Here is a 25,684-nt window from a genome sequence, read left to right as displayed (position 1 = left end):
CGGAGCGGCGCCTTGCGGCCAGCCGCCGGGATGGCTCTGCCATGCGAAGTGCGTGCCAGCGCGCCCGCGCGCAGCAACGGGCGGGTTCGGCCAGGCGCCGCAAGGGCGTACGGCGCGGCAAGGCATGTGCGGATTAGGCTACCTCTTGTAAAAACTACTGGTGGCCGCCGCGCCGATGGAAATAACGCGCAGGGCCGCGCGCCGGTTGCAGGCAGGTGCCTTCCCGGTATGTTTCTTGCCCCTGTGAGCCCATGCGTGCCATGGCCGGCACGATGGCAAGCCATCAAAAAGGGGACCCATGGATCAGTGGCTGGAGGCGGCGCAATGGCCGGCAATGGTGGTGACGGTACTGGCGACCTGGCTGGTCGGTTCGCGTTCGATCGCGCGGCGGCGCGCCGGCTTCTGGGTGTTCCTGGCCAGCAACCTGCTGTGGATTGCATGGGGCTGGCACGGCGATGCCCATGCGCTGATCGTGCTGCAGCTGGCGCTGATCGCGATGAACCTGCGCGGCATGCGCGAGGCCCGCAAGGCGTGGCAGGCCGCCGCGCGGCACGCCTTCGCGGCAACTGGCGCCGCGCCGGCCGAGCCGCTATCCTTGGACCAGTCCGGCATGCGCCGCATGCCCGGCGCCAACGCGCAGCCGCCGGCTCCCGCCGGCTCCGATCGCTGACTTCACGGTCCGCCCGCGGACCAGGGCAGGTGTGCCATGGCGAAGAAAAAGATCCTGTTGCTCAACGCACTGATCGCAGCCTCGCGCGAGGGCGAAATTGGCTGCCGCCGCGCCGCCACCGCCGCGGCCAACCCCCATCTCAAGTCCGTGCTGACCAGCCGCGCCAATGCGTTTGCCCAGGCCGCGCATGAACTGCAGGCCTGCCTGCTCGACCTGGGCGAGGTGCCTGCCAGTGGCCTCGCCCCCGCGGCCCCCGCGGCAGCCGGGATCGGCAAGCACCGTTCCGACCGATCCATCGTGCAGGCGATCAGCAAGCGCGAGCACGCCGTGCAGCGGCGCTATGCGCGCGCGCTGCGCACCCATGTGCTGGGCTCGCGCGTGCGCGCCGTGGTGCGCCGCCAGTATCGCGGCGTGCAGGTGAACCACGAACTGTTCCGGGTGCTGCGCGAGCAGTACCGCGTGCCGCAAGCGCGGCCGTAGCCCGGCGCGCATCGGACCACGGCGCTGCCATGCCGGCTGACCTCCCTGCCTTCGAACACGCTGCCCGGCTCGTGCTGATGTACGGGCTGGTGCCGCTGTGGCTGCTGGCGGGCGTGGGCGACTGGCTGTGCCACCGGGCCACGCAGATCGAACGCAATGCCGGCGTCACCGAATCGCTGCTGCACATGCTGATGCTGGCCGAAGTGGGCCTGCCGCTGCTGCTGGTGCTGTTCCTGGAGGTCAACGCGCTGGTGATCGCGGTGGTGCTGGCGGCGCTGGTCATTCATGAGGCCACCGCGTGGTGGGACGTGCATTACGCCAGCAGGCGCCGCCATATCGCGCCGGTCGAGCAGCATATGCACAGCCTGCTGGAAGTGCTGCCGCTGGCGGCGGCGTCATATGTGGTGGTGCTGCACTGGGACCAGTTTCTCGCCCTGTTCGGGCGCGGCAGCGAACCGGCGCGGATGGCGCTGGAATGGAAGGCGCAGGCGCTGCCGCCGGCCTATCTGGCCGGCCTGCTGGTGGCCGTGGTGCTGCTGGCCGGGCTGCCTTACCTGGAAGAGCTATGGCGCTGCGTGCGCTGGCGCCGGCGTGAGCGCGAGGCCCTGCTGGCGCAGGCCACGCGGGCCATGCGCGGCGGCGGCTAGCGTGCCGCGACGCCCATCAAGCTGATGTTCCCATCCGCTTGCCGGCGCCGCGGATGACCCGCCGGCGCGCACGGCGCGCGGCAGGTTGCGGGCGGTACGGTGCTTACTGCTTCGGCGCCGGATCCGGCGAATCCCCCTTGGGCCCGCTCGGTGCATCGGCGGTCGGTGCGGCGGGCGCGCCTTGCTCGCGCGGCTTCTTGCTGCGCGCGCTGTTCGACGCCTTGTCCGACTTGGACTTGGACTTCTTCATGGTGTCCTTGGCGCCGGGGGCGGAAGCGGCGCCCATGTCGGTAGCGGCCGGCTGGTTGCGCGACGCCGGCGGGGAACCTTCGATCGGCGGCACGCTGGGGTTCGGCACATTCGGCGACGCCGGGGCTTGTTGGGCAAAGGCCGGCAGGCAGAGCGCGGTGCCGACGACCAGTGCCGTGGTAGCGAGAGTGCGTTTCATGATGGTCTCCATTGCAAGACTACGTCGGTCGGGCCCAGGGCCCTCGGGGTTGCCGGCGTGCCGTTTCGGCGCGCCGGCGGCTCATGCGCGTTCATGCGCGTTCAGGCGCGCGGGCCGTGTCCTTGCCCGCGCCGCGCCAGTTCGTGGTAATGGCAGATGCGCGCCAGGGCCCAGTCGGCCGCGGCTTCGCGCACGGCGTTGCGCGCGCCGGCAAAGCGGCGGGTTTCGGTAAAGGCCTCGATCCCGGCCACGTGCGACACCACGTCGTGCACGGCATGGCCATGGCGGCGGAACACCCAGGCAAAGCACTGCGTGCCGGCGGGGATATCGCCATCGCCGCCGCCATCGGCAACGCCGGTGTTGGCGATCGCCAGGTCCGCGCCGGTCAGTTGCATGGCGCCGCGCGCCATCGCCAGCGAGACCGCCTCGCTGGTCAGTCCATGGCGCCGGATGGTCTCGGGCGGGACATGCAGCAGCTGCTCCTTGGCCGACGGCGAGTAGGCCACGATCGCGCAGCGCAACACGTCGCCGCAGCCGGGCACTTCAGCGATGCGCGAGGCGATCAGGCCCGCGGTACAGGATTCCGCCGTGACCACGTGCAGGCCATGGCGCAGCAGATAGCGCGCGATGCCGACGTTGTTGCTGCTGCTGTCGCTGCCATGGCTCATCGCAATCACTTGCCTGTTCTCCATTGCGGTATCCGCAGTCGGTTTCCCGCCAGGGCGGCAGGTTCCGTGCCAGCATCGCGCCTGCCGCGCGCGCTGCGCCGCAGGGAGCGCGCGCCGGCTGGCGGCAGCGACCGGGGCAAATGCGGGGAAAAATGTACATGCAGCGCCGGAGCGCGCCTGTAAAACCTGCGCGCCGCGCGCGGCATCGCACTTTGCGCGGGCGGTGGCGCTCATCTTGCATGTCCGGTGCGCAACGACCTGTACGGAGACCGCCATGCCCGAGCAGCCGCCGAAGCCCCCCACGCCCCCCACGCCCCCCGACCGGCCCGCGCACGATGCACCGCGCGCGCCGCGCCACGCCGGCGACCCCGAGGACGTGCGCAAGGGCCAGGTAACCAGCCCGCTGCCGCGTGAAGTCTTTCGCCAGCGCTTCCTGGCGCGCTTTACCGATCCGGCCTACCGGGGCGAGGACGAAGCGCTGGACCGCATCGAGCGCATTGCGTGGGACGCCTATACCGAAAGCCGCAAGGCGCCGCTCACGCACAAGGCCGGCGCCGGCTATGCCGACCCGGATTACGACCTCTCCGACGAATGGCGCGCCGCCAGCGAGGCGGTGCGCGTGGCCCAGCAGCGCCAGGCCGATCCCGCCACGCGCTCGCGCGTGCTGCTGGTGTGCGCGGCCTCGCGCAACGACTACACCTGTCCGGGCGAGATGTCGAAATCGTGGCGCCTGGCCGGGCGCGCGCGCGAACGGCTGGAAGCGCAGGGCATCGAGGTCGACCTGCTCGACCTGAGCCACCTGACCTCCGATGCGCACCTGCATATCCATCCGTGCAAGGGCTGCGTATCGACCGCCATGCCGCTGTGCCACTGGCCGTGCAGCTGCTATCCCAACCACGCGCTGGGCCAGGTCAATGACTGGATGAACGAGATCTACCCGCGCTGGGCCGCCTGCCACGGCGTGCTGATCGTCACGCCGGTGTACTGGTACCAGGCCAGCAGCCCGCTCAAGCTGATGATGGACCGGCTCGTCTGCGCCGATGGCGGCAACCCCGATCCCACCACCACGCACGGCAAGGACGTGCCGCGCGCCAAGGCGATCGAGCTGTCGGGCTGGGACTATCCCAAGCACCTGGCCGGGCGCGCCTACGGGCTGGTGGTGCATGGCGACGTCGCCGGCATCGAAGGCGTGCGCCGCGCGCTGTCGGACTGGCTGGACTGGATGGGACTGATCGATGCCGGCGCCCAGGCGCGGCTGGACCGGTATATCGGCTACTACGAGCCTTATGCCACCAGCCACGTCGCGCTCGACCGCGATACCGGCGTGCAGGGCGAAGTCGACAACGTGGCGCGCGCGCTGGCGTGCGCGGTCGGGCAGCTGCGCCATGGCCAGCTGCGCACGGCGGACCACGGCCTGGTGCCGCCGCGGCAGAAGTAGCGTAACGGACCGAGGCAAGAACGGAGGCAACCATGGATCGCAGAGACAACTGGCGCGGCCGCCCATGGCACGAGAGTGGCGTGCCCGAGGCCGATATGCGCAGCCACTACGTAGGCGCCTATGGGGTCTATGACTATGACCAGCCGGTCGACCCCGGCGAGTTTGGCGGCCGCGGTGGCGGCGAATGGCGGCCCCATGACACCCAGGCGCCGCCACCGCGAAGCATGACCGACCCCTACCGCCAGTTCACCGGCTACAACGAGCGCATGGACCTCTACCGCGGCGGCACGGAGCACCGGCGGCCGGTCGGGCCGCGCAACTACCAGCGCAGCGACGAACGCATCCTGGAAGACCTGTGCGAGCAACTGACGCGCAGCGGCCGGCTGGACCTGAACGAGGTGGAGGTGCGGGTCGAGCAGGGCGTGGTCACGCTGGAGGGCAGCGTGCCGGACCGGCACCAGAAGTACCGCATCGAGGATATCGCCGACGAGGTCTTCGGCGTCAGGGACCTCGTCAACCACTTGCGCGTGGCCAGGCCGGCGCCGTCGCAGGCCCATCCCGGCCATGGCATGCGCATGTACTGAGGCCGCGGCGCGGAGACCCTGCCCATGGCCGATTCCCTGAAGACCGGCAACCCGCGCGGCAACGCCGCCGGCGCCGCGGACACCGCGTTGCAGGCATCGCTGTGCGCGCGCCTGTGGGAGACCGGGCTCGACGTCAGCGAGATTGCGCTGGACGTGGCGCAGGGCCGCATCACGCTGCGCGGCGCGATCGGCAGCGCCGCTGACCGCGACGCGGTCGAGGCCTGCGTGCGCGCCAGTGCCGGCGTGCGCGACGTCGTCAACCACATCGAGGTCGCGCCTGACCGCACCGGAAGCTGAAGCGCTGGCATGGGTTTCGCGACGGCGCCAGTTCCGGCCGCCGCGGCACGCCCGCACGCCGCGCGCCGTTCACGAGGAAGGAGACTGCCATGAGACACACTGCGATCCTTGCGCTGGCCGCGCTGCTGAGCGTGCCCGCGTGGGCCCAGACCACCACCACGCGCCCTGGCGCCGACACGCGTGCGCCGGGCACGTCGGCCTCGGATGTCATGCCGGGCCAGGGCGACACGCGCCGCGCCACGCCCGCCACGCCGGCCACGCCCGCCACCCCGGGCGGCGCCGGCACCCGCGCCACGCCGGCCACGCCCGCCACGCCGGCCAGCCCGGCCGTCAACGAGGGGCCGCAGTCGCCGCAACGGTACGACTATCCGGCGTCGGAACCGAAGGCGCCCAAGAGCCGCAAATAACCACTGGCAAGCGCCTCAGAGGCCGGAGGGCCAGGTCTCGGGGGCGCCCGGGGCAGGCGCCGCCGGCAACGCCGGGACCGCGCTGCTGCGGTCGAACCACGCCAGCACGTCGAACTGCCGTGGCAGGACGGCGCGCGCGTAGTGGCTCTGCAGTTCGGTCTCGGGGCGATAGATCACGCCGATGAAGCGCTCCTGCCGCGCCGGCATCAGCAATTCACGCAACTCGGCGTGCAAGGCGCTGCCGGCAGCGTCGCGCAGGTCGGTCCAGCCCTGCGCATGGCCGGCCGCATGGAACAGGTGTTCGTAGCTGTCGGGCCGTGCGGGACGCACCTGCTTGATTTCCATGGGCCCGTCCCAGGACGTTGCGGCGGCCACGGTGCCGTCATAGGTGCTGAAGCCGACCAGCGCGGCCCCGTCGCCGTAGGCTTCGCGGCATAGCTGGCCGATATTGAGCTGGCCCTGGCTGCCGCCCATCTCGGTGTGCGCAGCATCCCCGATATGCGAGTTGTGCGCCCACACCACGGCGCGCGCTTGCGGCCCATGGGCGTGCAGCAGTTGCGCCAGGGTGTCGAACATATGCGTGTCGCGCAGGTTCCAGCTGTCGTCGCTGCCGTGGTACATGACGCGGTAGTAGCGTTCGGCCGAGGCCACCAGGCGCGCATTCTGCGCGGCATCGAGGAATTCATCGTGCCCGTCGCGCGCATAGGCCAGGCGCTTGTCGAGCAAGGCCTGCAGCTGCTCGACCACCGCGTCCTCGCAGTCGGCATGGGTGCCGTGGAGCACCGCGCGGCCATAGCGCGCCGGATCGCGCCGCCACGGTTCCAGGCAGCCGTAGCGTTCGCGCGCGGCCTGCGCGGCCTGCGGATCGACGCCTTCCAGGTAGGCCAGCACCGCCGCCATCGAGGCGCCGAGGCTGTAGATATCGAGCCCGAAGAAGCCGGCGCGCCGCGCCGGCGCGAGCGCGGCATTGTGCGCGTGCAGCCAGCGGATAAAGCGCGCTACCTCGAGATTGCGCCACATCCAGACCGGGAAGCGCGTAAAGGCGGCGCCGGGGGATTCGGCGGACTGCGGCGAGCGCCCGCGCACGTGGCGGTCCACCGCCGCGGCGTCCGGCCAGTCTGCTTCCACCGCGATGATGCGGTAGCCGTGCCGGGCCACCAGATGTGCGGTCAGTGCGGCGCGGGCGTGATAGAACTCGGCGGTGCCGTGCGTGCATTCGCCGAGCAGCACCACGCGGTGGCCGGCGAGCCGGTCGGCCAGCGCCGCGGCGCCGTTGGCGAAGGCGCCGGTGAAGGGATCCTGCGCGGCGTGATCCACCGCGGGCCACGGCACGGTCGCGGCCGCGATCGCGGCCACGGCGTGCGGGTCGGCCCGGGCTTGTGGCATGGTGGCGCGGACTGCCGGCAGCGTGCCGGCGTCCTCAGCGTTGCGGCAGGAACCGCGGGTCAGCCGTGAATGGCGCGGGGATCGTGGCCGAAGCTGTTGCGCGAGCGGATCTGGCCGTCGCGGCCGTGGATCAGCAGTTCGACATGCTCGCGCTGGGCCTGCGTGGTGCCGGCGGCGACCGCTTCTTCCTGCGTGGCGTGGTGCGATTCGGCGTAGCGTGCGCCTTCGTGGATGACGTCCCAGCCTTCGTCGTGCGGAACGACGTGTATGTTGCTGCCCATGTCGGGTCTCCTCGGATATCGGTCCTTTTATTGTGGTCGATCTGCGCGCGCTGTCTATCCGGCGGCGTCTGACAGGAGCGAAGCGCTTCCGGTTCCACTTTCCGATGGAAATCCCTGGTTATTTGTGCGGCCTCTTGTAAGCTGGACTTGGATCGCAATCAGAGGAGCGGACCATGCGAGCAAGATTTGCCAGGGGGCTGACGCAGTCGCCGGTGACCGTGGTGGCCCGGGCGTTCGACGGAGAAGCGGTGCGCACTCCCCAGGTGGGCGACCTGGTGACGGTGTATAGCCAGGACCAGGACACCGAATTCAATATCCGGCTGTGCGAGGCCGTGGAGCCCGGCCGCTGGCGCGGCGTGGTCTACGCCATCGGCCGCGGACAGGACGTGCTGGTCACCGCCGAAGGGCTGGAGATCGACGATGTGGTCGAGGTGATGCGCGAGGAAATCGCCTCCGTGATTCCCTGCGGCCGATCCCACTGAACGCCGCACCCGTCGGGTGCGGACCATCCGGTATTGCAGTTGCCCGTGGCCGGGTTCATGCCGGCCGCGCGGGCGGTTTCGGCACGCCCAGCCACATCGCCAGGCCGCTTGCCAGCAGCAGCGCCGCCAGCAGGTAGAGGGCATGGTCGAGGCTGCCGGTGCGGGTCTTGATCTGTCCGATCACCCACGGGCTGACAATGCCGCTGGTGATGCCGATGCTGCTGATAAAGGCGATGCCGGCGGCGGTGCCGGCCCCGGGCAGGTAGCCCGGCGGCAGCGCCCAGAACACCGGCAGCGCGGCAAAGATCAGCACCGCCGCCACCGACAGGATAGCCAGCATCGCGGCCAGCCCCGGCAGCGGCAAGGTCAGCGCCGCCAGCGCCAGCGCGCCGCCCGCGGTGCACAGCAGGAAATGGCGATGGCGCTCGCCGGTGCGGTCGGAGTGGCGCGCGATCACGATCAGGCCGACCGCGCCCACCGCGTTGGGCACCACCGAATACAGGCTGACCGACATCACGTCGGTGACGCCGAAATCCCGGATCATCAGCGGCATCCAGAAGCTGAGCGCGAGCGAGCCGCAGGTCAGCGAAAAATAGATAAAGGCGAACAGGTACACGCGCGGGTTGCGCAACACCTGGCGCAGCGCGTGCAGCGAATGGCCGCCGGCCTGCGTGTGCGCGGCGGTGTCGCGCAGCAGGTGGGCGCGTTCGCGCTCGCTCAGCCAGCCGGCCTGCTGCGGCCCGTCGACCAGCAGGCGCCCGGCGGCCAGCCCCAGCAGCACCGCCGGCGCGCCTTCGATCGCGAACATCCACTTCCAGCCCTGCAGGCCCAGCACGCCGGCCATGTCGCGCATGATCCAGCCCGACACCAGCCCGCCCAGCACGCCCGCCACCGCTACGCCGGCAAAGAAGATTGCCATCACCGCGGCACGCCGGCGCGCGGGGAACCAGTAGGTCAGGTACAGCACGATGCCGGGAAAGAAGCCGGCCTCGAACACGCCCAGCAGGAAGCGCAGCGTGTAGAACTGCGCGGGCGTCGAGACCGCCATCATCGCCACCGACGCCACGCCCCACAGCACCATGATGCGGGTGAAGGTGCGGCGCGCGCCGAAGCGCGCCAGCAGCATGTTGCTCGGCACCTCGCACAGCACGTAGCCGACGTAGAACACGGCGGCGCCGAGGCCGTACATGGCGTCGCTGAAGCCCAGGTCGTGCTTCATCTGCAGCTGGGCGAAGCCGATGTTGATGCGGTCCAGGAACGACACCACGTAGCAGACGAACAGGAAAGGGATGATGCGCAGCCAGACCTTGCGGTAGAGCGCGTCCTCGTCGCGCGTGGCCAGTGTTGCCGGAGCCGCGGGGGCTGCGGGGGCCGGGGCGGGGCGCGCCAGGCTGGATAGGGACGAAAGCTCCCCTGAGACCGGATGGCTCATCGATGTTGTCTCCGTGCGGTGGTGGCTGCGGCGGCAGGCAGCCGGGCGGATGCCGCCAGCGGGCCGCGTCTGGTGCGCGTTGGCCCGCGATGTCTTGAAGAGAGGCGCGTGGCGCGGACCCGGCCGCGCCCGCGCCGCGCGATCCGGTCAGGCCGGCGTCGTCTCCGTGCTGGCGACGACGCCCGCGCGCGCTGCGGCCATCGCCGCCAGCAGCACGTCGTGGTCGCCGATATGGTTGGCCAGCAGCAGGATCAGCTGCGCGTTGGCGGCCTGGCTCTGGGCTTCGTCGAGGTCGCGATGCATCTCGATCAGCGCTTCGTAGAAGTCGTCGGGCCGCGCCAGGTTGGGCTGGGTGTTGAGCAGATTGGGCATGGCTATCTCCGTGGGGCAGGGCTGGCGCCGTGTCGATCAGGCGGCCATGCGGCCGGGCTGCGGCGCGCGCAGGTCGGCGCCGGTGGCGCGTGCCAGCGCGGCGCGGATCGCGGCGGGGTCGGGACGGTGCCAGCGCGCGCAGACATGCTGGTCGGGGCGGACCAGGTAGCAGGTGCCCGGCGCGGCGCCGTAGCGCGCCGCCGCCAGGCCTTCGTCGTCGCGCAGCACGGTGGCGTGGGTGCAGGTCATGGGCGGCTGCGCGGCGTCGGTGACATAGACCAGCTGCAGCGGTGCGCCGGCCTGCTTCAGTGCGGCCAGCTCGGCCAGCGTGGCGGCATCGGTGGTCTCCGGATTGCCGAACACCAGCAAGGTGAAATCGCCGCCGAGGTACGACAGCAGCCAGCCCGCGCCCTCCGCACCGGACACCGGCGCATCGCAGCAGACCGCGCCGGGCACCAGGTTGCCGGCGGCATCCGGCGCGGCGTCATCGGTGTTCAGCGGCGAGCCATGCAGCACCGCCGGCACCGACAGCCGGCCGCTGTTCACCAGCGCGCGCGCGAACGCATGGCGCCGGGACAGTGCCAGCACCGCGTCGCGGAACACGCGGCTGGCCGCGCTCTTGGGCGTGATGAAGTCGGTCGAGCGAGTGGAGTTGCGGATGTTCTCGTCGGCGGCGAATTCGCGCTCGCTGGCGTAGGTGTCGAGCAGCCGGTCGCAGGCACGGCCCTGCAGCACGTAGGCCAGTTTCCACGCCAGGTTCTCGGCGTCCTGGACACCGCTGTTGGCGCCGCGCGCGCCGAACGGCGAGACCCCGTGCGCGGCATCGCCGGCGAACAGGATATTGCCGTGGCGGAAGCTGTCCATGCGCTGGCACGAGAAGGTGTAGACGCTGACCCACTCCAGCTCGAACTTTACGTCCTTGCCCAGCAGCGCCTGCACCCGCGGGATCACGCGCTCGGGCGATTTCTCCAGCACCGGGTCGGCGTCCCAGCCGAGCTGGAAGTCGATGCGCCAGACGTTGTCAGGTTGACGGTGCAGCAGCACCGACTGGTGGGGGTGGAACGGCGGGTCGAACCAGAACCAGCGTTCGGCGGGGAAATCCGCCTCCATTTTCACGTCGGCAATCAGGAAGCGGTCGCGGAAGGTCCGGCCCTTGCTGTCCAGGCCCAGCAGCTTGCGCATCGGGCTGCGCGAGCCGTCGGCGGCGACCACGTAGCGCGCGGCCAGCGGGTAGCAGCCGTCGGGGGTCTCGACCGTCAGCACCACGCCGGCGTCGCTGCCGCGCGTTTCCACGCCGACCACCTTGTTGTGCCAGCGGATCTCGATATTCGACAGCGCCTGCGCGCGCTCCAGCAGGTAGCCTTCCAGGTAGTACTGCTGCAGGTTGATGAAGGCCGGGCGGCGGTGGCCGCTGTCGGGCAGCAGGTCGAAGCTGTAGACCTGCTCGTCGCGCAGGAACACCCGGCCGACATGCCAGCGCACGCCCTTGTCGACCATGCGCTCGCCGCAGCCCAGGCGATCGAAGATATCCAGTGTGCGCTTGGAAAAACAGATCGCGCGCGAACCCGTGGACAGGGTGCAGTCGTCGTCCACCAGCACCACGCGCACGCCGCGTTGCGCCAGGTCGATGGCGGTGGCCAGCCCGACCGGGCCGGCCCCGACCACCACCACCGGATGCACCGCCGCGGGCGCGGCCTCAGCGGATTGCCCGGCGCGCTGCTGTTCCGCGCAGGGCTGGTATGCGAACGACAGCCGCTGGTAGTCGATGCTGCTCATGCTTGTGTCTCCTCCACCTGTAAAGCTCTGTTGTGCGATGGCTTGCTGGTGTGCCGGCGTCAGTCCTGCAGCGCGGCCCACATTTCCTGGTCGCGCTGCGCGGTCCAGATGCGCGGATGGCGCATGCCGCTGGCCTCGTCATAGGCGCGCGACACATCGAAGGGCAGGCAGTGCTCGTAGATAAAGACGTGGCCGAACTTGGGGTCCATGGCGCGGCGCGTATGCGCCATCGCCGCCTTCAGGTCGAGCTTTTCCGCCACCGCTTCCTGGCCGGACTTGAACAGCGTGGTGACGAAGTCCTTGGTGTAGGCAATGCCCTTCTTCACGTCTTCGGGCGTGGTCAGCGCGGGGCCGCGGCCGGGCACCAGCTTCTCGGGGTTCAGCGCCTGCAGCGCATCCAGCGTGGCGGGCCATTCGGCCAGTTGCGCGTCGCCGCAGTAGCAGGCGGCGTCGTACTCGACCAGGTCGCCCGAGAACAGCACCTTCTGCTGCGGCAGCCAGACCACCGTGTCGCCCTTGGTGTGGCCCGAGCCCAGGTGGGCGATGCGCACTTCCAGCTTGCCCAGGAACAGGGTGATCTCTTTTTCGAACACCAGCGTCGGCCAGGTCAGGCCGGGCACCGTCTCCACGCCGGCGAACAGGCGCGGGAAGCGTTCGATCTCGGACTTCATGTCGGCCTCGCCGCGCTCGACGATCATCTCGTAGGTGCCGCGGCTGGCGATGACCTGCTGCGCGCCCTCGGCAAAGTAGGCCGATGCGCCGAGCACGCGCACGGCGTGGTAGTGCGACAGCACCACGTACTTGATCGGCTTGTCGGTGATGGTGCGGATGCGCGCGATCAGGTCCTGCGCCATCGCGGGGGTGGCCGTGGTGTCGACGATCAGCACGCCGTCGTCGCCGATGACGACGCCGGAGTTGGGATCGCCCTCGGCGGTATAGGCCCACGCGTTGTCGGACAGCTGGGTGAAGGTGATCTGCTTGGCTTCCAGGTCGGCCTGCGATGCGAATGCCTTGGACATGGCGTCTTTTCCTTTTGTGGGAGGGCAGGACGGCAAGCCCGGGGGAGGCCCGGTGATGCACGCGGCATGGCGCTGGCTGTCTCGCCCCCGTTCGTATGGATTTCCGGTTGTGGCACGGCGGGTCTGCCGTGTCGCGACGGGGTAATGCCATCTTAGGAAAGGTCGTTGAATTAATCAATAGCGAAATGATTCGTCTATGACAAATAATTGGATCGACCCGGATGGTCGCATCGAAGCTGGGGTAAACCCGCATGCGGGCGAATCGGGGAGACGTTCGATTAATATCCGGGTTTTCCGATCTCACAGGACGCGAATGGCCAGACCCAGGGCGGCAACGCCGGCGGCGCGTGCCGACAAGGCGCAGCGCGGCATCCAGAGCGTGGAGGTGGGCGCGCGCCTGCTCGCGGCGCTGGCCGCGGCGCGCGTGCCGATGCCGCTGGCGGCGCTGGCCGACGCCGCGCAACTGGCGCCGGCGCAGGCGCATGCCTATCTGGTCAGCCTGGCGCGGCTGGGCCTGATCAAGCGCGACCACCTGTCCGGCCGCTACGAGCCCGGACCGCTGTCGCTGCGCCTGGGCCTGCTGCACCTGGAGCAGGACGCCGCCTGGCGCGCCGCACTGCCGCGCGCCGACGCGCTGGCACAGGCGCTGGGCTGCAGCGTGGCGATCTGCCTGGCCGGGCCGCAGGGGCCGACCATCGTGCGCTATGTGCCGGCCAGCGCGCCGCTGCACGTCAACCTGCACGTGGGCACGGTGATGGCGCTGGCCGCCACCGCCACCGGCCGCGTGTTCTGCGCGTTCCAGCCGCCGGCGCAGTGGCAGCCGTTGTGGCACGCGCAGCAGCCGGACGCCACCAAGGCGGACCTGGCCGCGTTCAGCGCCAGGCTGGCGGAAATCCGCGCGCGCGGCATCGAGCGCAGCATCGATGCGCCCAGCCCCGCGGTCAGCAGCCTCAGCGTGCCGGTGCTGGACGGCGCCGGCGCGCTGCGGCTGGTGCTGACGCTGGTGGGATCGACCGGCGCCATCGATGTCGACTGGCACGGCGCGGCGGCGCGGGCGCTGCTGGCGGCGGGCGCGCAGATCGGCGCGGCGCTGCGCGAACCGGGCGGTGACCCGGCATGAGCAAAGTGAGCGACGTGAAAGACGTGAAAGACGTGAGCGAAACCCCGCCGGACCTCGACGGCGGCAAGCCGCAGCGCGGCATCCAGTCGCTCGACAGCACCGGCCAGCTGCTCGGCGCGCTGGTGGCCGCGGGGCGGCCGCTGCCGCTGCGCGACCTGGCGCTGGCCGCGGGCATGCCGGCGGCGAAGGCGTTCCCGCACCTGGTCAGCCTGCAGAAGACCGGGCTGCTGGCGCGCGATGCCGCCGGCAACTACGTGTGCGGGCCGCTGGCGCTGGAACTGGGGCTGATCGCGCTGCAGCGCTTGTCGCCGACGCGCGAGGCCGAACCGGAAGTGATCGAGCTGGCCGGAAGCACGGGCCTGAGCGTGGCCATGGCGGTGCTGGGGCCGCTGGGGCCGACCGTGGTGCGGCTGGAGGAGTCGGCGCGGCCGCAGCATGTGAGCCTGCGCGTGGGCACGGTGCTGTCGCTGGTCCACACCGCCATCGGCCGCACCGTGGCGGCGCACCTGCCGGCCAACGTGCTGGCGGGACTGCTGCAGAACGATGCGCTGCGCATGGCGGGCGCGGCCGCAGACAAGGTGTTCGGGCCCGGCGGCAAGCTGGCGCCGTCCTACGCCGCGCGGCTGGCGCAGGTGCGCGCGGCGCGCATCGACCATGCGCTGAGCCACCCGGTGCCGGGCATCGACACGCTGGCCGCACCGGTGTTCGACCACACCGGCAGCCTGGCGCTGGTGATCGCGGTGATGGGCTCCAGCGGCAGCTTCGACAGCAGCACCGAAGGCGCCACCGCCGCGCTGGTGCGGCAGGCGGCGGCGCGGCTGTCGTGGCGCTTCGGCGCGCCGGATGCGGCCTGAGGCCAGCCGTCAGTTATCCAGCTTGATATTGGCGGACTTGATCAGCCCGTCCCACTTGTCGTACTGCGCGCGGATATAGCTGCCGAACTGCGCCGGCGTTGCCGGGAACGGCACTGTGCCCTGGCTGGCCAGCTTGCCGGCCAGGTCCGGCTGCTTCAGCGCGGCGACGATTTCGCCGTTGAGGCGGTCGATCACGGCCTTGGGCGTGCCCGCCGGCGCGGCCACGCCGAACCACGCGGTCAGTTCGTAGCCGGGCACGCCGGCGGCGGCCAGCGTGGGCACGCCGGGCAGCTGGTCGGACGGCTTCTGCGTGGTCACCGCCAGCGCGCGCACGCGCTTGTCGCGGATATACGGCAGCGCCGTCGAGACGCTGTCGAACATCATGGTGATGCGCCCGCCGATCAGGTCGGTCATCGACGCGGCGCTGCCCTTGTACGGAATATGCGTGATGTTCACACCGGCCAGGTGCGTGAACAGCTCGCCCGCCAGGTGCGACGACGAGCCGTTGCCGAACGAGCCGTAGGTCAGCCTGCCGGGCTCCTTGCGCGCCAGCGCCAGCAGTTCCGGCACGGTGCGCGCGGGCACGCTCGGATGCACCACCAGCACGTTAGGCAGGTAGGCCACCGATGCCACCGGCGCGAAGTCCCGGAGCGGGTCGTAGCCGGGCTTGTCATAGAGGCTCTTGTTCACCGCCAGCGAGCCGAAGGTGCCGAACAGCAGCGTATAGCCGTCGGCCGGCGCGCGCGCCACGGCGATCGCCGCCAGGTTGCCGCCGGCGCCGGGACGGTTGTCGATCACCACCGGCTGCTGCAGCCGCGCCGACAGCGCGTTGCCGATCTCGCGCGCCAGCAGGTCGGTGGCCCCGCCCGGCGGGAACGGCACCACCAGCCGCACCGGCTTGTCGGGGTAGTCCGCCAGCGCGGTGCCGGCGGCCATCGCCGCGCATGCAAACAGCAGCCCTGTGGCCGCACGCCTGATCCAACCCTGCATCGCTGTCTCCTTTCTGTGTCTGTTGCGATGGAACGGGCGTCAGTGTGTCGCAGCGGCGCGGCGCGCGGGTTCGGGATTGGCGAAGGCCGGGTTCGGGCCCGGCGGGCCCGGCGGTCAGTCTGGCTGGCGCAGCTGCGCGATGGTGCCGAACAGGGTTTCCAGCTCCACCGGCTTGACCAGGTGCGCATCGAAGCCGGCCGCCTCGGTATGCTGGCGGTCGGCCGGCTGGCCGAAGCCGGTCAGCGCGACGAAGCGGGTGGCTTCGGTGCCGGCGACGCCGCGCATGGCGCGCACCACTTCATAGCCGTCCATGCCGGGCATGGCCAGGTCGATCAGCGCGATATGCGGGCGGCAGCGCGGCGCCACGTGCAGGGCTTCGGCGCCGTCGTAGGCAATGGTGACCTCGTGGCCGCACATCTCGAGCAGCATCGCCAGGCTGTCGGCGGCGTCGCGGTTGTCGTCGACCAGCAGGATGCGCTGTACCCGCACCTCGGGCCTGGCCGGGTCGGCCGGCGGCGCGGCGGCGCCGTGCGGGCTGTCGGACTGGCGCGCGGCCGGCAGCGGCAGGCGTACCGTGAAGGTGCTGCCCAGGCCCGGCCCGGCACTGCTGGCGGCGATGGTGCCGCCGTGCAGCTCCACCAGCGAGCGGCACAGCGACAGGCCGATGCCCAGCCCGCCATGGACATCGGTGCCGGGCCGGCTTTCCTGCACGAACAGCTGGAAGATTTCCTCAATGGCATGCGGCGAGATGCCGCGGCCCTGGTCGGTGACGCGCACTTCGAGGGTACGGTGCTGCACGGCGGTGGTGATCGTCACCACCGTGCCGGGCGGTGAGAACTTCGACGCATTGAGCACCAGGTTTTGCATCACCTGCACCAGCCGGGTCTTGTCCGCATCCATGCGCAGGGTGCCGGACCAGCCCTGCAGGTCCACGCGCTGGGCCTTGGCGTCGAGCGCCGGGCGCGCGCCCTCCAGCGCCAGCGCAATGATCTCGTTGAAATCGACCGGCGCGGTGCGCAGCTCGATCCGGCCGGAGGTGATGCGCCCGATATCGAGCAGGTCGTCCACCAGCCGGCTCAGGTGCGTCACCTGGCGCTCGATCAGGGCCAGGCTCTGGTTGGCCAGCGCGCCGTCGCCGGGTGCCAGCCGCATCGCGGTCAGCGCGCTGCGCACCGGCGCCAGCGGATTGCGCAGCTCGTGCGAAAGCGTGGCGAGGAATTCGTTCAGGCGCTGGCTGGAGCGTTCCAGTTCCTCGCGGCGGCGGCGTTCGCTCATGTCGCGCGTGACCTTGGCAAAGCCGCGCAGCGCGCGGGCATCGTCGTAGACGGCGGTCAGCGTGACATTGGCCCAGAACAGCGAGCCGTCCTTGCGCACGCGCCAGCCCTCGTCCTCGATGCGCCCGGCGCGGCGGGCCAGGTCCAGGTGCCGCGCCGGCTTGCCCGCGGCGAGGTCTTCCTGCGGATAGAACAGCGAGAAATGGCGGCCGATGATCTCGTCGCGGCGGTAGCCCTTGATATACGACGCGCCCGCATTCCAGCTGACGATATGGCCGCCCCGATCGAGCATGAAGATCGCGTAGTCCTTGACGCCCTCGACCAGCAGGCGCAGCGATTCTTCGCTCTGGCGCAGCGCCTCGGCGGCGCGGCGCTGCTCGGTCAGGTCGCGCGTGACCTTGCCGAAGCCGATCAGCCGGCCGTCGGGGTCGCGCAAGGCGGTGATGACGACGTTGGCCCAGAAGCGGCTGCCGTCCTTGCGCACGCGCCAGCCCTCGTCCTCGAAGCGGCCCAGTTCGGCGGCCGCCTTCAGCTCGGCGTCGGGCCAGCGCCGCGCCACCGCGTCGGGCGTATAGAACTGCGAGAAATGCTTGCCCAGGATCTCCTCGCGCCGGTACCCCTTGATGCGGGCCGCGCCCTTGTTCCAGCTCGAGACATGGCCGTCCACGTCGAGCGTGAAGATGGCGTAGTCCTGGACGGATTCCACCAGCGTCCGGTAGGGCGTATCCGCGGCGTTCGGGTGGTCCGGGCCGCCGGCCTGGAGGGGATGGGCCAGGGAGCTGTCGGCGTTTCCGGCCAGGGGTTGCGGATCGTCGGGGCGTCTTGTCATGGAATGGGTAGGGCGACGTGCCGTGTGCCGGCGCATCCTGTCCTGATCGTGCGGTAAGGATACCCCTGCTTGTGCCTGGCTGGCACCCGCGCGGCCCGTCAAGTGCTGCACGGACGTCCCCGGCGCTCCGGCGCAAGCCAAGCTCAGACGCTTCCCTGCCGAGAATCAGAATGTACGGATTGTCCGGCCGGGGCGGCTCCCTAGAATGGACGCACGAGGTTCCCCGGGTCTCCGGTCCCGCAGCCGTCCCGCAGCCGTCCCACAGCCGTCCCACAGCGCCGATGACACAGTCCGATGATCGCCTGCCGCAGCGCGAAGCCATGCCGTGCAGCACCTGCTGCCAGATGGCCGGCGCCTGCCCGGACTGCGCGCCGGGCGGACGCGGCGCGGCCGGCACCGAAGCGTCCCAGCGCATGGTCCGCCTGCGCAAGGGCGAGTTCCTGTACCTGATGGGCGATCCCGTGACATCGGTCTATGCCATCCGGGTCGGGTCGATCAAAACCCATGTCACCACCGAAGACGGACGCACCCAGGTGGTCGCCTTCCACTTTCCCGGCGACATGGTCGGGCTGGACAGCCTGGTGCGCCCGCGCTATGCGTCGTACGCCACCGCGCTCGAAGACACCAAGCTGTGCCTGTTCAGCGCGGACACGCTGCGCCTGGCCGCGGCCACGCTTGCGCCGCTCGGCAGGCAGTTGCTGCTGGCGCTGGACGGCCAGCTGCAGCGCGCGCGGGCGGTGCAGACCATGCTGGCGCTGATGACCGCCGAAGAACGGCTGGTGACCTTCCTGCTGTGGCTGGCCGACAGCTTCGCGTTGCGCGGCTTTTCCTCGTCGGCCTTCGTCCTGCGCATGAGCCGCGAGGAAATCGGCAGCTATGTCGGCCTGACGCTGGAAACGGTCAGCCGGCAGTTCTCGCGGCTGGCGGAATGCGGCCTGATCACGGTACGGCACCGCACCATCACGCTGCTCGACAAGCCCGCGCTGCGGGCCATTGCCGCGCGCCCGATGATCCTTGCCAACGCGCCGGCGCCGCGCTGGCCCGTGGCCGGCGGCGCATCGGCACAGGCGCAGGGCTGACATGGAACCCGCCAGTCCAGCCGGCGCATGCGCTTCGGACTTGCACCGGCAACCGGACGCGGACAGCCTGCGGCAGGTCGAGGCGCTGAACCTGTCCTACCTGCTGCTGGTACAGCGGCTGATGCGCGAGAACGAGGCCGAGGCGCTGTTCCGGCTCGGCCTTGACCGCGAAGCGGGCCGCCTGCTGGCCGCGCTGACCGCGCCGCAGGTCGTGGCGCTGGCGCGCTGCGGGCAGGTGAGGTACCGCTTCCGGCTGGAGGACAGCCTGCTGGTGGCCTCGCTGACCGGGGCCGAGCCGCCGCACGCGCTGCAAGGCATGCATGCCGCCATCGTGATGGCATCGCGGTGCGATTGATACATGACTTCTGCAATCGGAGGGTATATGACGGGCAATGCGATGACGCATGTCGAGCTGAAGCGGATGACCATGGCCGCAGACCGCCGCGGCGGTTGGCTGCCCCAGGTCGAGCGCACCGAGATCGCCGGTACGCTGCAGATGCAGGACATCGTCCAGGCCCTCGGCGCCGAGGCCGCCGAGCAGTGCTGCATCGAAGCCGGACTGGAAACACTGGCCATGGCGGGACACCCGCCGGTGCGGGCGGTGGTCTCGGTGGTCTCGGCGGGCCAGGGCCGGCAGCCGGCGCTGGACTTCTATGTCGACGCCGGCATCCAGGCGTGCTGCGCGCTCGACCGCACGCTGCAGCAGGCCATCGCCAGCCGCTTCACCAGCGTGCTGCCGCCGGGGCTGACGGTGTCGGTGCTGCCGCTGGCGGTCTATGCGGGGGAGTGCGGCGGGCAGGAGCCAGCGCCCGAGGCGCAGGACTGGGGGGATTGCGCGCGCGGGCTGCTGTCCGGCGGCGAGATGCACCGGCGGCTCGCGGTCGTGTGCGCCTACCTGTCGGTGCTCCAGGACGCGCAGGGCCTTGCCGAGCGGCTCGGCTACCTGCAGCAGAACCTGCTGGACCAGGGCCAGGAGGCGCTGTCCTGGCGCCTGCGGCGGCACCGCAGCGTGGAGGGACGCGCGCTGGCGCAGGCGCTCGAAGGGCTGTCGCGCGCTGCCGACGGGGCGCTGTATGAACTCGGCACCCGCTACAGCCGGGCGCGGGCCAGTTACCAGATCGAACAGATGCAGCAGGTGCACGACCAGATCGCGCGCTTTCGGGACAGCTGCCGGCTGGCGCCGCCGCAGCCCGGCCCCCGGCCCGCCGTCGGCACGGCGGGCTGAGGGACCTCTGGATCAGATGCCGGCCATGCAGGTGTACTTGATCACCAGGTAATCGTCGATGCCGTAATGCGAGCCCTCGCGGCCGACGCCCGATTGCTTGACGCCGCCGAACGGCGCGACCTCGTTCGAGATCAGGCCGGTGTTGACACCGACCATGCCGTACTCCAGCCGTTCCGAGACGCGCCAGACCCGGCCCAGGTCGCGCGCATAGAAGTAGCTGGCCAGGCCGAACTCGGTATCGTTGGCCATGGCGACCACGTCGTCCTCGGTGTCGAAGCGGAACAGCGGCGCCAGCGGGCCGAAGGTTTCCTCGCGCGCGACCAGCATGCCGGGCGCAACGTCCGCCAGCACGGTCGGCTGGAAGAAGGAATGCCCGAGCGCGTGGCGCTGGCCGCCCTGCAGCAGGCGGGCGCCCTTGCCGAGTGCGTCGGCGATATGCTCTTCCACCTTGGCCACCGCCTTGTCGTCGATCAGCGGGCCGATGCGCACGCCGTCGTCCATGCCGTTGCCCACCTTAAGCGCCGCCACCGCCGCCACCAGCTTCTGCGCGAACGCCTCGTACACGCCGGACTGCACGTAGATGCGGTTGGCGCAGACGCAGGTCTGGCCGGCGTTGCGGTATTTGGAGACGATCGCGCCTTCGACGGCGGCGTCGAGGTCGGCATCGTCGAACACGATAAAGGGCGCGTTGCCGCCCAGTTCCATCGACACCTTCTTGATGGTGGCGGCGGTCTGCGCCATCAGCTGGCGTCCGACTTCGGTCGAGCCGGTGAAGGTCAGCTTGCGCACCAGCGGGTTGCTGCTCATCTCGCCGCCGATCGCGCTGGCCGAGCCGGTCACTACCGACAGCACCCCGGCAGGGATGCCGGCGCGCTCGGCCAGCGCCACCAGCGCCAGCGCCGTCAGCGGCGTCTGCGAGGCGGGTTTGAGCACCATGGTGCAGCCGACCGCCAGCGCCGGGCCCGCCTTGCGGGTGATCATGGCGGCGGGGAAATTCCACGGCGTGATCGCGGCGCAGACCCCGACCGGTTCCTTCGTTACCACGATGCGCTGGTTGCTGACCGGGGCGGGGATGGTATCGCCATAGACCCGCTTGCCTTCCTCGGCAAACCATTCGATGAACGAGGCCGCGTAGGCGATCTCGCCGCGCGCCTCGGCAATGGGCTTGCCTTGCTCCGCGGTCATGATGCGGGCCAGGTCTTCCTGGTTCGCCATGATCAGCTCGAACCATTTGCGCAGCAGCGCCGAGCGTTCCTTGGCGGTGCGCGCGCGCCACGCCGGCAGCGCGCGATTGGCGGCCTCGATGGCCTGGCGGGTTTCGTCGGCGCCCAGCTGCGGCACCTGGCCGACGCGCTCGCCGGTGGCGGGGTTGGTCACGTCGATGCGGCGCTCGCCATCGATCCAGCGGCCGTCGATCAAGCACTGCTGCCGCAGCAGCGAGGAGTCCTGGAGGTTCAGCATGGTTGTCTCGGTGTATGCCGGCTGTGGTGCCGGGGTTTTATCGTTAAGCCGGAGACAACGATTGTAATCCTGCTACCTGGGGGTGGTCCCGGAAGGTGCCCTGGCGGCCGGCACCTCGATGCCCCAGTCGCCGCATTCGAGCCAGTCATCGCCCAGCAGTTCGATGGGATGCTGGGTGCGGCTGGAGCCATTGCCGCAGCGCATGGCATCGACCGGGCAGTATTTGTCGCAGCCCCAGCAGATGCGCTCGGGATGGCTGGGGTAGAGGGGAAATTTCTTGGCCATGATGGCCCATTATGTCGACGCAGCCGGTGCCCGATCTTGCGCGGGATCAAGGCGGCAGCAGCCGCGCCGTGACGGCGGATCAGCGCCAGCCGTCGGCGTCCAGGCGCGTCCAGCGGTCGGGCGCTTCGCCGTCGTCGGACGCGAGCAGCAGTGTCTCGCCGCAGTGGCCGCAGCGGTACACGAAGGCATTCTGGCCGCTCGCCATGCGCAGCGTCGCCGATATCGCCAGCCGCGGATGCGGCGGCATATGGCCGGGGCGGTCCAGCTGCGACTCGCACAGGTCGCATAGAGACATGGTGGTTTTCCTCCGCGCGAATCGCCGTGCCCCGTAATGCTGTGGTGCAGCATTCGCAGGTTCAGTATAGCGGCGCCGTTGCGCTGCGACAGGTGCGCGAACGCACGTTACTCGCCAAGGAACTCGGCCACCACTTCCATGCCTTCAATGTGATCCGCCACCACCTTGGCGATGGTGATCAGCGGAATCGCGAGCAGCATCCCCCACACGCCCCACAGCCACGTGAACAGCAGCAGTGCCACGAACACCGCCACGGCGTTCATGCGCGCCATGCGGCCGGTCATCCAGGTGGTGATGACCGAGCCGATCAGCGTCGCGATCAGCAATGACCCGCCGGCGGCCGCGGCGGCCATGCCGAGCGTGCCGAACTGCATGAACGTCACCACGCCCAGGCACACGGCAATCGCCAGCGCGCCGAAGTAAGGCACCAGGTGCAGTGCCGCCGCCGCGATCGACCAGCTGCCGGCGTTGTCGACGCCAAGCCATTTCAGCAGCAGCCAGGTGCAGACCCCCAGGCCGGCGTTGGTCACCACCAGCATGCCCATATAGCGGCGGATCGAGCGGTTGACCTCGTCCAGCATGTGCACGCTGATCTTCTTCTCCGAGATCGTGGTGCCCACCATCTTGATGAACTTGCGCTTGAAGGTATCGCCCGCCAGCATCAGGAAATACAGCAGGAACACCACCACCACCGCCTGCGCCGCCATGGTGAAGACGCTGACCGAGCCCGCCAGCAGCATGTTGTTGATCTGGCCCGCCGACTGTTCCACCACCACCTGGGTGCCGCGCGCCGGCGGCGGCTGGCCGGCGCCGCTGAGCACGGTGGCGGCGCGGCGGATCTTCTGCCACATCGAATCGTCGCCGCTGAGCAGCGCACCGACGGAACGCGACAGCTTGCCGGCCACTTCCGGCAGGCTGTTGACCATCGACTCGACCTGGCCCTGCAGCAGGTAGGCGCCGCTGAGCAGAGCGGCGATCAGCGCCAGCAGCACGATGGTGCTGGCCGGCGCGCGCGGCAGCCCCAGCCGCTGCAGCGCGCACACCAGCGGGTCGAGCAGGTAGGCCATCACCACCGCGATCACCACCGGCACCAGGAAGTCGCGCGCCACATGCACGGCGTACAGCGAGAACAGCACCGCCAGCACCATCAGCGCGGTGCTGGCGCGATGCAGCGCACCGGCGACGGCGACGTCGGTCAGCAGCGCCGGCGCGGGCGCGGACGGTTCGGCGCTGGCCCCCGCGGGGTGGCCATCGTCTGCGAGTCGGGGGACGGGCTGCGCGGGCGACAGCCTCGGGGCGCTGGGATCGGGAACGGTCGACATAGCCGGGCGCTTCGGCAAAAGGCCTGGCGCTACCCTCGAAGATAGAGCGTGCCGGCCGCCCGTGGCTGTCGGACGCCGCCGCCTGCGGATGTCAGACAAGCGCGGCAGCGCGTGCGCATGCGCCGCACAAACGACACCGCCCGGCGGCCAGCAGGGCGCTGGCGGCCGGGCGGTGCGTGGCCAGGCGGAGCGGGTTCAGCCGGTCACGGTCTTGGTCTCGAGGAACTCGGCGATGCCTTCGGGGCCATACTCGCGGCCGTTGCCTGACGTCTTGTAGCCGCCGAACGGCGCGGCGAGGTCCATCATCGCGCCATTGATGCGCACGCTGCCGGCGCGCAACCGCGCTGCCAGCCTGCGCGCACGCGCCGGGTCGGACGAGGCCACATAGGCGGCCAGGCCGAAGTCGGTGTCGTTGGCGATCGCCACGGCTTCTTCTTCGGTGTCGTACGGCAACAGGCACAGCACCGGCCCGAAGATTTCCTCGCGCGCGATGGCCATGTCGTTGCGCACATCGGCAAAGACGGTGGGGCGGGCATAGAAGCCGCGCGCCAGGCCGTCGGGGCGGCCCGGGCCGCCGGCAGCAAGCCGCGCGCCTTCCTCGATGCCGACGCCGATCAGCCGCTGCACCTTGTCATACTGGCCGCGGTTGGAAATCGGGCCCATCCTGGTCTCCGGATCGGACGGATCGCCGACCTTCACTGCATTGGCCACCGCCGCCGCGATCTGCACCGCTTCCTCGTAGCGCGCACGCGGCACCAGCACGCGCGTGGGCGCCACGCAGGTCTGGCCCGAATTGACCATACACTGCGCCACCGCGCTGGTCACCGCGGCCTGCAGGTCGGCGTCGTCCAGCACGATCAGCGGCGACTTGCCGCCCAGTTCCTGCGCCACGCGCTTGACCGTGGGGGCGGCGCTGATCGCCACCTCGACGCCGGCGCGGGTCGAGCCGGTGATCGACACCATGTCGACCTCGCGATGCGCCGACAGCGCGGCGCCGACCACGCGGCCCTCGCCAAAGATCATGTTGAACACCCCCGGCGGCGTGCCGGCGGCATCCATGATCTCGGCAAAGATCCGCGCATCGAGCGGCGCGATCTCCGATGGCTTGAGCACCACGGTGCAGCCGGCCGCCAGCGCCGGCGCCACCTTGGCCGCGATCTGGTTCAGCGGCCAGTTCCACGGCGTGATCAGCGCGGCCACGCCGATGGCTTCGCGCAGCACATGGCTCTTGCCGCGCTGGCTTTCAAAGGCGAAGTCGCGCAGTGCCTGCAGCGTGGCCTGCAGCTGCGCCAGCCCGATCGGCGCCTGCAGGTTGGTGGCCAGCGTGATGGGTGCGCCGATCTCCTGGCGCACCGCCTGCGCCAGGTCGGCCATGCGCGCCTGGTAGGCGGCGATGATGCGCTCGAGCAGCGCGATGCGGGTTTCGCGGGTGGACACCGACCACGCCGGGAAGGCCGCGCGCGCTGCAGCCACGGCGCGGTCCACGTCCGCGGCGGTGCCCATGGCGAGCGTGCCCGCGACCGCTTCGGTGGCCGGGTCGATGATGTCGGCCCGGGTGGCGCCCGCTGCGGGCGGCACCCACTGGCCGTTGATATAGAACTTGTCGACGCTATGCATGCCGGTTGCCTCGATGGGTTGGCGTTCGGTCAGACCGGACGGTCGCCGATGATGGTGGCGCGGTTCATGTGGCGCACCGCGGGGAAGTAGTCCTGCACGGCGTAGTGCTGGGTCGAGCGGTTGTCCCACAGCGCGATCGTGTCCGCTTGCCAGCGCAGCCGCACCTGGTACTCGGGCGCGGCGGCCTGGCGGTACAGGTACTGCAGCAGGTCCAGCTCGGCCGGGCGGAAGTCGGAGCCGAAGCGATACGGCTGTTCCTTGGTGAAGTTGGCGAAATGCGTGGTGAAGGCCTCGTTGATAAACAGGATCTTCTCGCCGGTTTCCGGATGGGTGCGCACCACCGGGTGCACCATCGGCGGATACTTGGCACGCATCTCGGCGTACTTTTCCTCGCTAAGCGCCACGCCGAATGCGGGCATGGCGTCGTGCACGGCCCTGAGGCTGGCGATGCGGTCCTTGATCTCCTGCGGCAGGTTGTCGTAGGCCGCGGCCATGTTGACCCAGATGGTGTCGCCGCCCACCTCCGGGCACTCCAGGCAGCGCAGCATCGAGCCCATCGACGGGATCTCGCGCCACGACACATCGGAGTGGTACAGGTTCTCGCGGCCGCGGGTCTTGTCGTTGCGGCCGAACACCACCAGTTCCGGATGCTCCGGATGGTTGTTGAACATCGGGTGGACTTCCAGCTCGCCGAAGCGCCGCGCCACGGCAACGTGCTGGGCCGGCGTGATGGCCTGCTTGCGGAAGAACAGCACCTTGTACTTCAGCAGCGCGCGGCGCAGCGAGAGGTAGGTGTCGTGGTCCAGGTCCTCGCGGAAATCGATGCCCTCGATTTCCGCGCCGATGGTCGGCGTGCAGCGGCGCACGGAGAACGGGAAGGGCGCCTGCTCCAGCTCGCGGTAGGCTTGCGGGCTGATGGTTGCGGGTGCGGTGGCTTGCATGGGGG

29 protein-coding genes are annotated in these 25,684 nt (G+C 70.3%); 13 read left to right on the top strand and 16 right to left on the bottom strand.

Annotated elements, in window-relative coordinates; genetic code table 11:
- Nucleotides 1–298: 298 nt before the first annotated feature.
- The 3 genes from CBM2594_RS21385 to CBM2594_RS21375 are packed head-to-tail and all read left to right on the top strand — an operon-like array spanning nt 299 to nt 1,797.
- Nucleotides 299–670 (top strand): hypothetical protein, encoded by a 372-nt coding sequence (locus tag CBM2594_RS21385; RefSeq protein ID WP_116358772.1) that lies wholly within the window; start codon nt 299–301, stop codon nt 668–670.
- A gap of 36 nt (nt 671–706) precedes the next feature.
- On the top strand, nt 707–1,150 hold the full coding sequence (locus CBM2594_RS21380) for a PA2169 family four-helix-bundle protein (RefSeq protein WP_116358771.1): 444 nt from the start codon (nt 707–709) through the stop codon (nt 1,148–1,150).
- 29 nt (nt 1,151–1,179) lie between these two features.
- Nucleotides 1,180–1,797, top strand: a complete 618-nt coding sequence (locus tag CBM2594_RS21375) for a diguanylate cyclase (RefSeq protein WP_116358770.1) — start codon at nt 1,180–1,182, stop codon at nt 1,795–1,797.
- A gap of 103 nt (nt 1,798–1,900) precedes the next feature.
- On the opposite strand, the gene CBM2594_RS21370 is transcribed toward CBM2594_RS21375, so the two are convergent.
- Together CBM2594_RS21370 and CBM2594_RS21365 are read right to left on the bottom strand one after the other, a co-directional pair.
- Nucleotides 1,901–2,245, bottom strand: coding sequence for a hypothetical protein (locus CBM2594_RS21370; RefSeq protein WP_116358769.1), 345 nt, complete (start codon nt 2,243–2,245; stop codon nt 1,901–1,903).
- 101 nt (nt 2,246–2,346) lie between these two features.
- A complete protein-coding gene (locus tag CBM2594_RS21365) occupies nt 2,347–2,913 on the bottom strand; it encodes a nicotinamide-nucleotide amidohydrolase family protein (protein ID WP_116359717.1) in 567 nt (188 codons plus the stop codon).
- Nucleotides 2,914–3,187: 274 nt separating this feature from the next.
- Here CBM2594_RS21365 and CBM2594_RS21360 point away from each other — a divergent pair, with 274 nt between their 5' ends.
- The 4 genes from CBM2594_RS21360 to CBM2594_RS21345 all read left to right on the top strand — a co-directional run bounded on the left by CBM2594_RS21360 (nt 3,188) and on the right by CBM2594_RS21345 (nt 5,639).
- The gene (locus CBM2594_RS21360) at nt 3,188–4,351 is read left to right on the top strand and encodes a flavodoxin family protein (protein ID WP_198048186.1); all 1,164 of its coding nucleotides are present in this window, start codon (nt 3,188–3,190) and stop codon (nt 4,349–4,351) included.
- A gap of 32 nt (nt 4,352–4,383) precedes the next feature.
- Nucleotides 4,384–4,935: a BON domain-containing protein gene (locus CBM2594_RS21355; RefSeq protein ID WP_116358768.1), complete on the top strand. Its 552-nt coding sequence runs from the start codon at nt 4,384–4,386 to the stop codon at nt 4,933–4,935.
- A 24-nt stretch (nt 4,936–4,959) separates the two neighbouring features.
- A complete protein-coding gene (locus CBM2594_RS21350; RefSeq protein ID WP_116358767.1) occupies nt 4,960–5,232 on the top strand; it encodes a BON domain-containing protein in 273 nt (90 codons plus the stop codon).
- A gap of 89 nt (nt 5,233–5,321) precedes the next feature.
- On the top strand, nt 5,322–5,639 hold the full coding sequence (locus tag CBM2594_RS21345; protein WP_116358766.1) for a hypothetical protein: 318 nt from the start codon (nt 5,322–5,324) through the stop codon (nt 5,637–5,639).
- A gap of 15 nt (nt 5,640–5,654) precedes the next feature.
- Here the strand turns inward: CBM2594_RS21345 and CBM2594_RS21340 are convergent, their stop codons facing one another.
- Nucleotides 5,655–7,025 (bottom strand): erythromycin esterase family protein, encoded by a 1,371-nt coding sequence (locus CBM2594_RS21340; protein ID WP_116358765.1) that lies wholly within the window; start codon nt 7,023–7,025, stop codon nt 5,655–5,657.
- Nucleotides 7,026–7,084: 59 nt separating this feature from the next.
- Nucleotides 7,085–7,306, bottom strand: a complete 222-nt coding sequence (locus CBM2594_RS21335; protein WP_116358764.1) for a DUF2188 domain-containing protein — start codon at nt 7,304–7,306, stop codon at nt 7,085–7,087.
- A gap of 173 nt (nt 7,307–7,479) precedes the next feature.
- On the opposite strand from CBM2594_RS21335, the gene CBM2594_RS21330 reads away from it, so the two are divergent.
- A complete protein-coding gene (locus tag CBM2594_RS21330; RefSeq protein ID WP_010814535.1) occupies nt 7,480–7,788 on the top strand; it encodes a hypothetical protein in 309 nt (102 codons plus the stop codon).
- A 55-nt stretch (nt 7,789–7,843) separates the two neighbouring features.
- Here the strand turns inward: CBM2594_RS21330 and CBM2594_RS21325 are convergent, their stop codons facing one another.
- From CBM2594_RS21325 to CBM2594_RS21310, 4 genes are all read right to left on the bottom strand, one after another.
- Complete coding sequence (locus CBM2594_RS21325) at nt 7,844–9,220, bottom strand: MFS transporter (RefSeq protein ID WP_116358763.1); 1,377 nt, start codon at nt 9,218–9,220, stop codon at nt 7,844–7,846.
- Between the two features lie 147 nt (nt 9,221–9,367).
- Complete coding sequence (locus CBM2594_RS21320; RefSeq protein WP_116358762.1) at nt 9,368–9,592, bottom strand: DUF2783 domain-containing protein; 225 nt, start codon at nt 9,590–9,592, stop codon at nt 9,368–9,370.
- A 36-nt stretch (nt 9,593–9,628) separates the two neighbouring features.
- The gene (locus tag CBM2594_RS21315) at nt 9,629–11,368 is read right to left on the bottom strand and encodes an FAD-dependent oxidoreductase (RefSeq protein WP_116358761.1); all 1,740 of its coding nucleotides are present in this window, start codon (nt 11,366–11,368) and stop codon (nt 9,629–9,631) included.
- Between the two features lie 59 nt (nt 11,369–11,427).
- Nucleotides 11,428–12,387 (bottom strand): MBL fold metallo-hydrolase, encoded by a 960-nt coding sequence (locus tag CBM2594_RS21310; protein WP_116358760.1) that lies wholly within the window; start codon nt 12,385–12,387, stop codon nt 11,428–11,430.
- A gap of 313 nt (nt 12,388–12,700) precedes the next feature.
- Between CBM2594_RS21310 and CBM2594_RS21305 the strand changes: the two genes are divergently transcribed.
- Both CBM2594_RS21305 and CBM2594_RS21300 read left to right on the top strand, forming a co-directional pair.
- Complete coding sequence (locus CBM2594_RS21305) at nt 12,701–13,507, top strand: IclR family transcriptional regulator (RefSeq protein ID WP_116358759.1); 807 nt, start codon at nt 12,701–12,703, stop codon at nt 13,505–13,507.
- A complete protein-coding gene (locus CBM2594_RS21300; RefSeq protein ID WP_116358758.1) occupies nt 13,504–14,361 on the top strand; it encodes an IclR family transcriptional regulator in 858 nt (285 codons plus the stop codon). The genes CBM2594_RS21305 and CBM2594_RS21300 overlap by 4 nt, the downstream gene beginning before the upstream one ends.
- 9 nt (nt 14,362–14,370) lie before the next feature.
- Here CBM2594_RS21300 and CBM2594_RS21295 read toward each other — a convergent pair whose 3' ends face one another.
- The gene (locus tag CBM2594_RS21295) at nt 14,371–15,351 is read right to left on the bottom strand and encodes a tripartite tricarboxylate transporter substrate binding protein (protein WP_116358757.1); all 981 of its coding nucleotides are present in this window, start codon (nt 15,349–15,351) and stop codon (nt 14,371–14,373) included.
- Nucleotides 15,352–15,465: 114 nt separating this feature from the next.
- The gene (locus CBM2594_RS21290; RefSeq protein WP_116358756.1) at nt 15,466–17,454 is read right to left on the bottom strand and encodes a PAS domain-containing hybrid sensor histidine kinase/response regulator; all 1,989 of its coding nucleotides are present in this window, start codon (nt 17,452–17,454) and stop codon (nt 15,466–15,468) included.
- Between the two features lie 281 nt (nt 17,455–17,735).
- Between CBM2594_RS21290 and CBM2594_RS21285 the strand changes: the two genes are divergently transcribed.
- The 3 genes from CBM2594_RS21285 to CBM2594_RS21275 are packed head-to-tail and all read left to right on the top strand — an operon-like array spanning nt 17,736 to nt 19,758.
- On the top strand, nt 17,736–18,533 hold the full coding sequence (locus CBM2594_RS21285) for a helix-turn-helix domain-containing protein (protein WP_116358755.1): 798 nt from the start codon (nt 17,736–17,738) through the stop codon (nt 18,531–18,533).
- A gap of 1 nt (nt 18,534) precedes the next feature.
- Entirely contained in the window at nt 18,535–18,888 is a 354-nt protein-coding gene (flhD, locus tag CBM2594_RS21280; RefSeq protein ID WP_116358754.1) for a flagellar transcriptional regulator FlhD, read from the top strand.
- A 3-nt stretch (nt 18,889–18,891) separates the two neighbouring features.
- Nucleotides 18,892–19,758: a hypothetical protein gene (locus CBM2594_RS21275; RefSeq protein WP_232346705.1), complete on the top strand. Its 867-nt coding sequence runs from the start codon at nt 18,892–18,894 to the stop codon at nt 19,756–19,758.
- Nucleotides 19,759–19,770: 12 nt separating this feature from the next.
- Here CBM2594_RS21275 and gabD read toward each other — a convergent pair whose 3' ends face one another.
- The 6 genes from gabD to CBM2594_RS21245 form a co-directional block, all read right to left on the bottom strand.
- Nucleotides 19,771–21,219, bottom strand: coding sequence for an NADP-dependent succinate-semialdehyde dehydrogenase (gene gabD / locus CBM2594_RS21270; protein WP_116358752.1), 1,449 nt, complete (start codon nt 21,217–21,219; stop codon nt 19,771–19,773).
- A gap of 72 nt (nt 21,220–21,291) precedes the next feature.
- Nucleotides 21,292–21,504, bottom strand: a complete 213-nt coding sequence (locus tag CBM2594_RS21265; protein ID WP_116358751.1) for a DUF3079 domain-containing protein — start codon at nt 21,502–21,504, stop codon at nt 21,292–21,294.
- A gap of 79 nt (nt 21,505–21,583) precedes the next feature.
- Nucleotides 21,584–21,799, bottom strand: coding sequence for a hypothetical protein (locus tag CBM2594_RS21260; protein WP_116358750.1), 216 nt, complete (start codon nt 21,797–21,799; stop codon nt 21,584–21,586).
- A gap of 107 nt (nt 21,800–21,906) precedes the next feature.
- Nucleotides 21,907–23,121, bottom strand: coding sequence for an AI-2E family transporter (locus CBM2594_RS21255; RefSeq protein WP_116358749.1), 1,215 nt, complete (start codon nt 23,119–23,121; stop codon nt 21,907–21,909).
- Between the two features lie 195 nt (nt 23,122–23,316).
- Nucleotides 23,317–24,738: an aldehyde dehydrogenase family protein gene (locus tag CBM2594_RS21250; RefSeq protein WP_116358748.1), complete on the bottom strand. Its 1,422-nt coding sequence runs from the start codon at nt 24,736–24,738 to the stop codon at nt 23,317–23,319.
- A 29-nt stretch (nt 24,739–24,767) separates the two neighbouring features.
- Nucleotides 24,768–25,679 carry a TauD/TfdA dioxygenase family protein gene (locus tag CBM2594_RS21245; RefSeq protein WP_116358747.1) on the bottom strand — a complete coding sequence of 304 codons (912 nt, stop codon included), beginning with the start codon at nt 25,677–25,679 and terminating at the stop codon, nt 24,768–24,770.
- Nucleotides 25,680–25,684: the final 5 nt, after the last annotated feature.

The organism is Cupriavidus taiwanensis, from assembly GCF_900249755.1.
Taxonomy (GTDB): domain Bacteria; phylum Pseudomonadota; class Gammaproteobacteria; order Burkholderiales; family Burkholderiaceae; genus Cupriavidus; species Cupriavidus taiwanensis_D.
The sequence above is the reverse complement of the archived record's forward strand: the minus strand, read 5'-3'. Positions and strand labels throughout refer to the sequence as shown.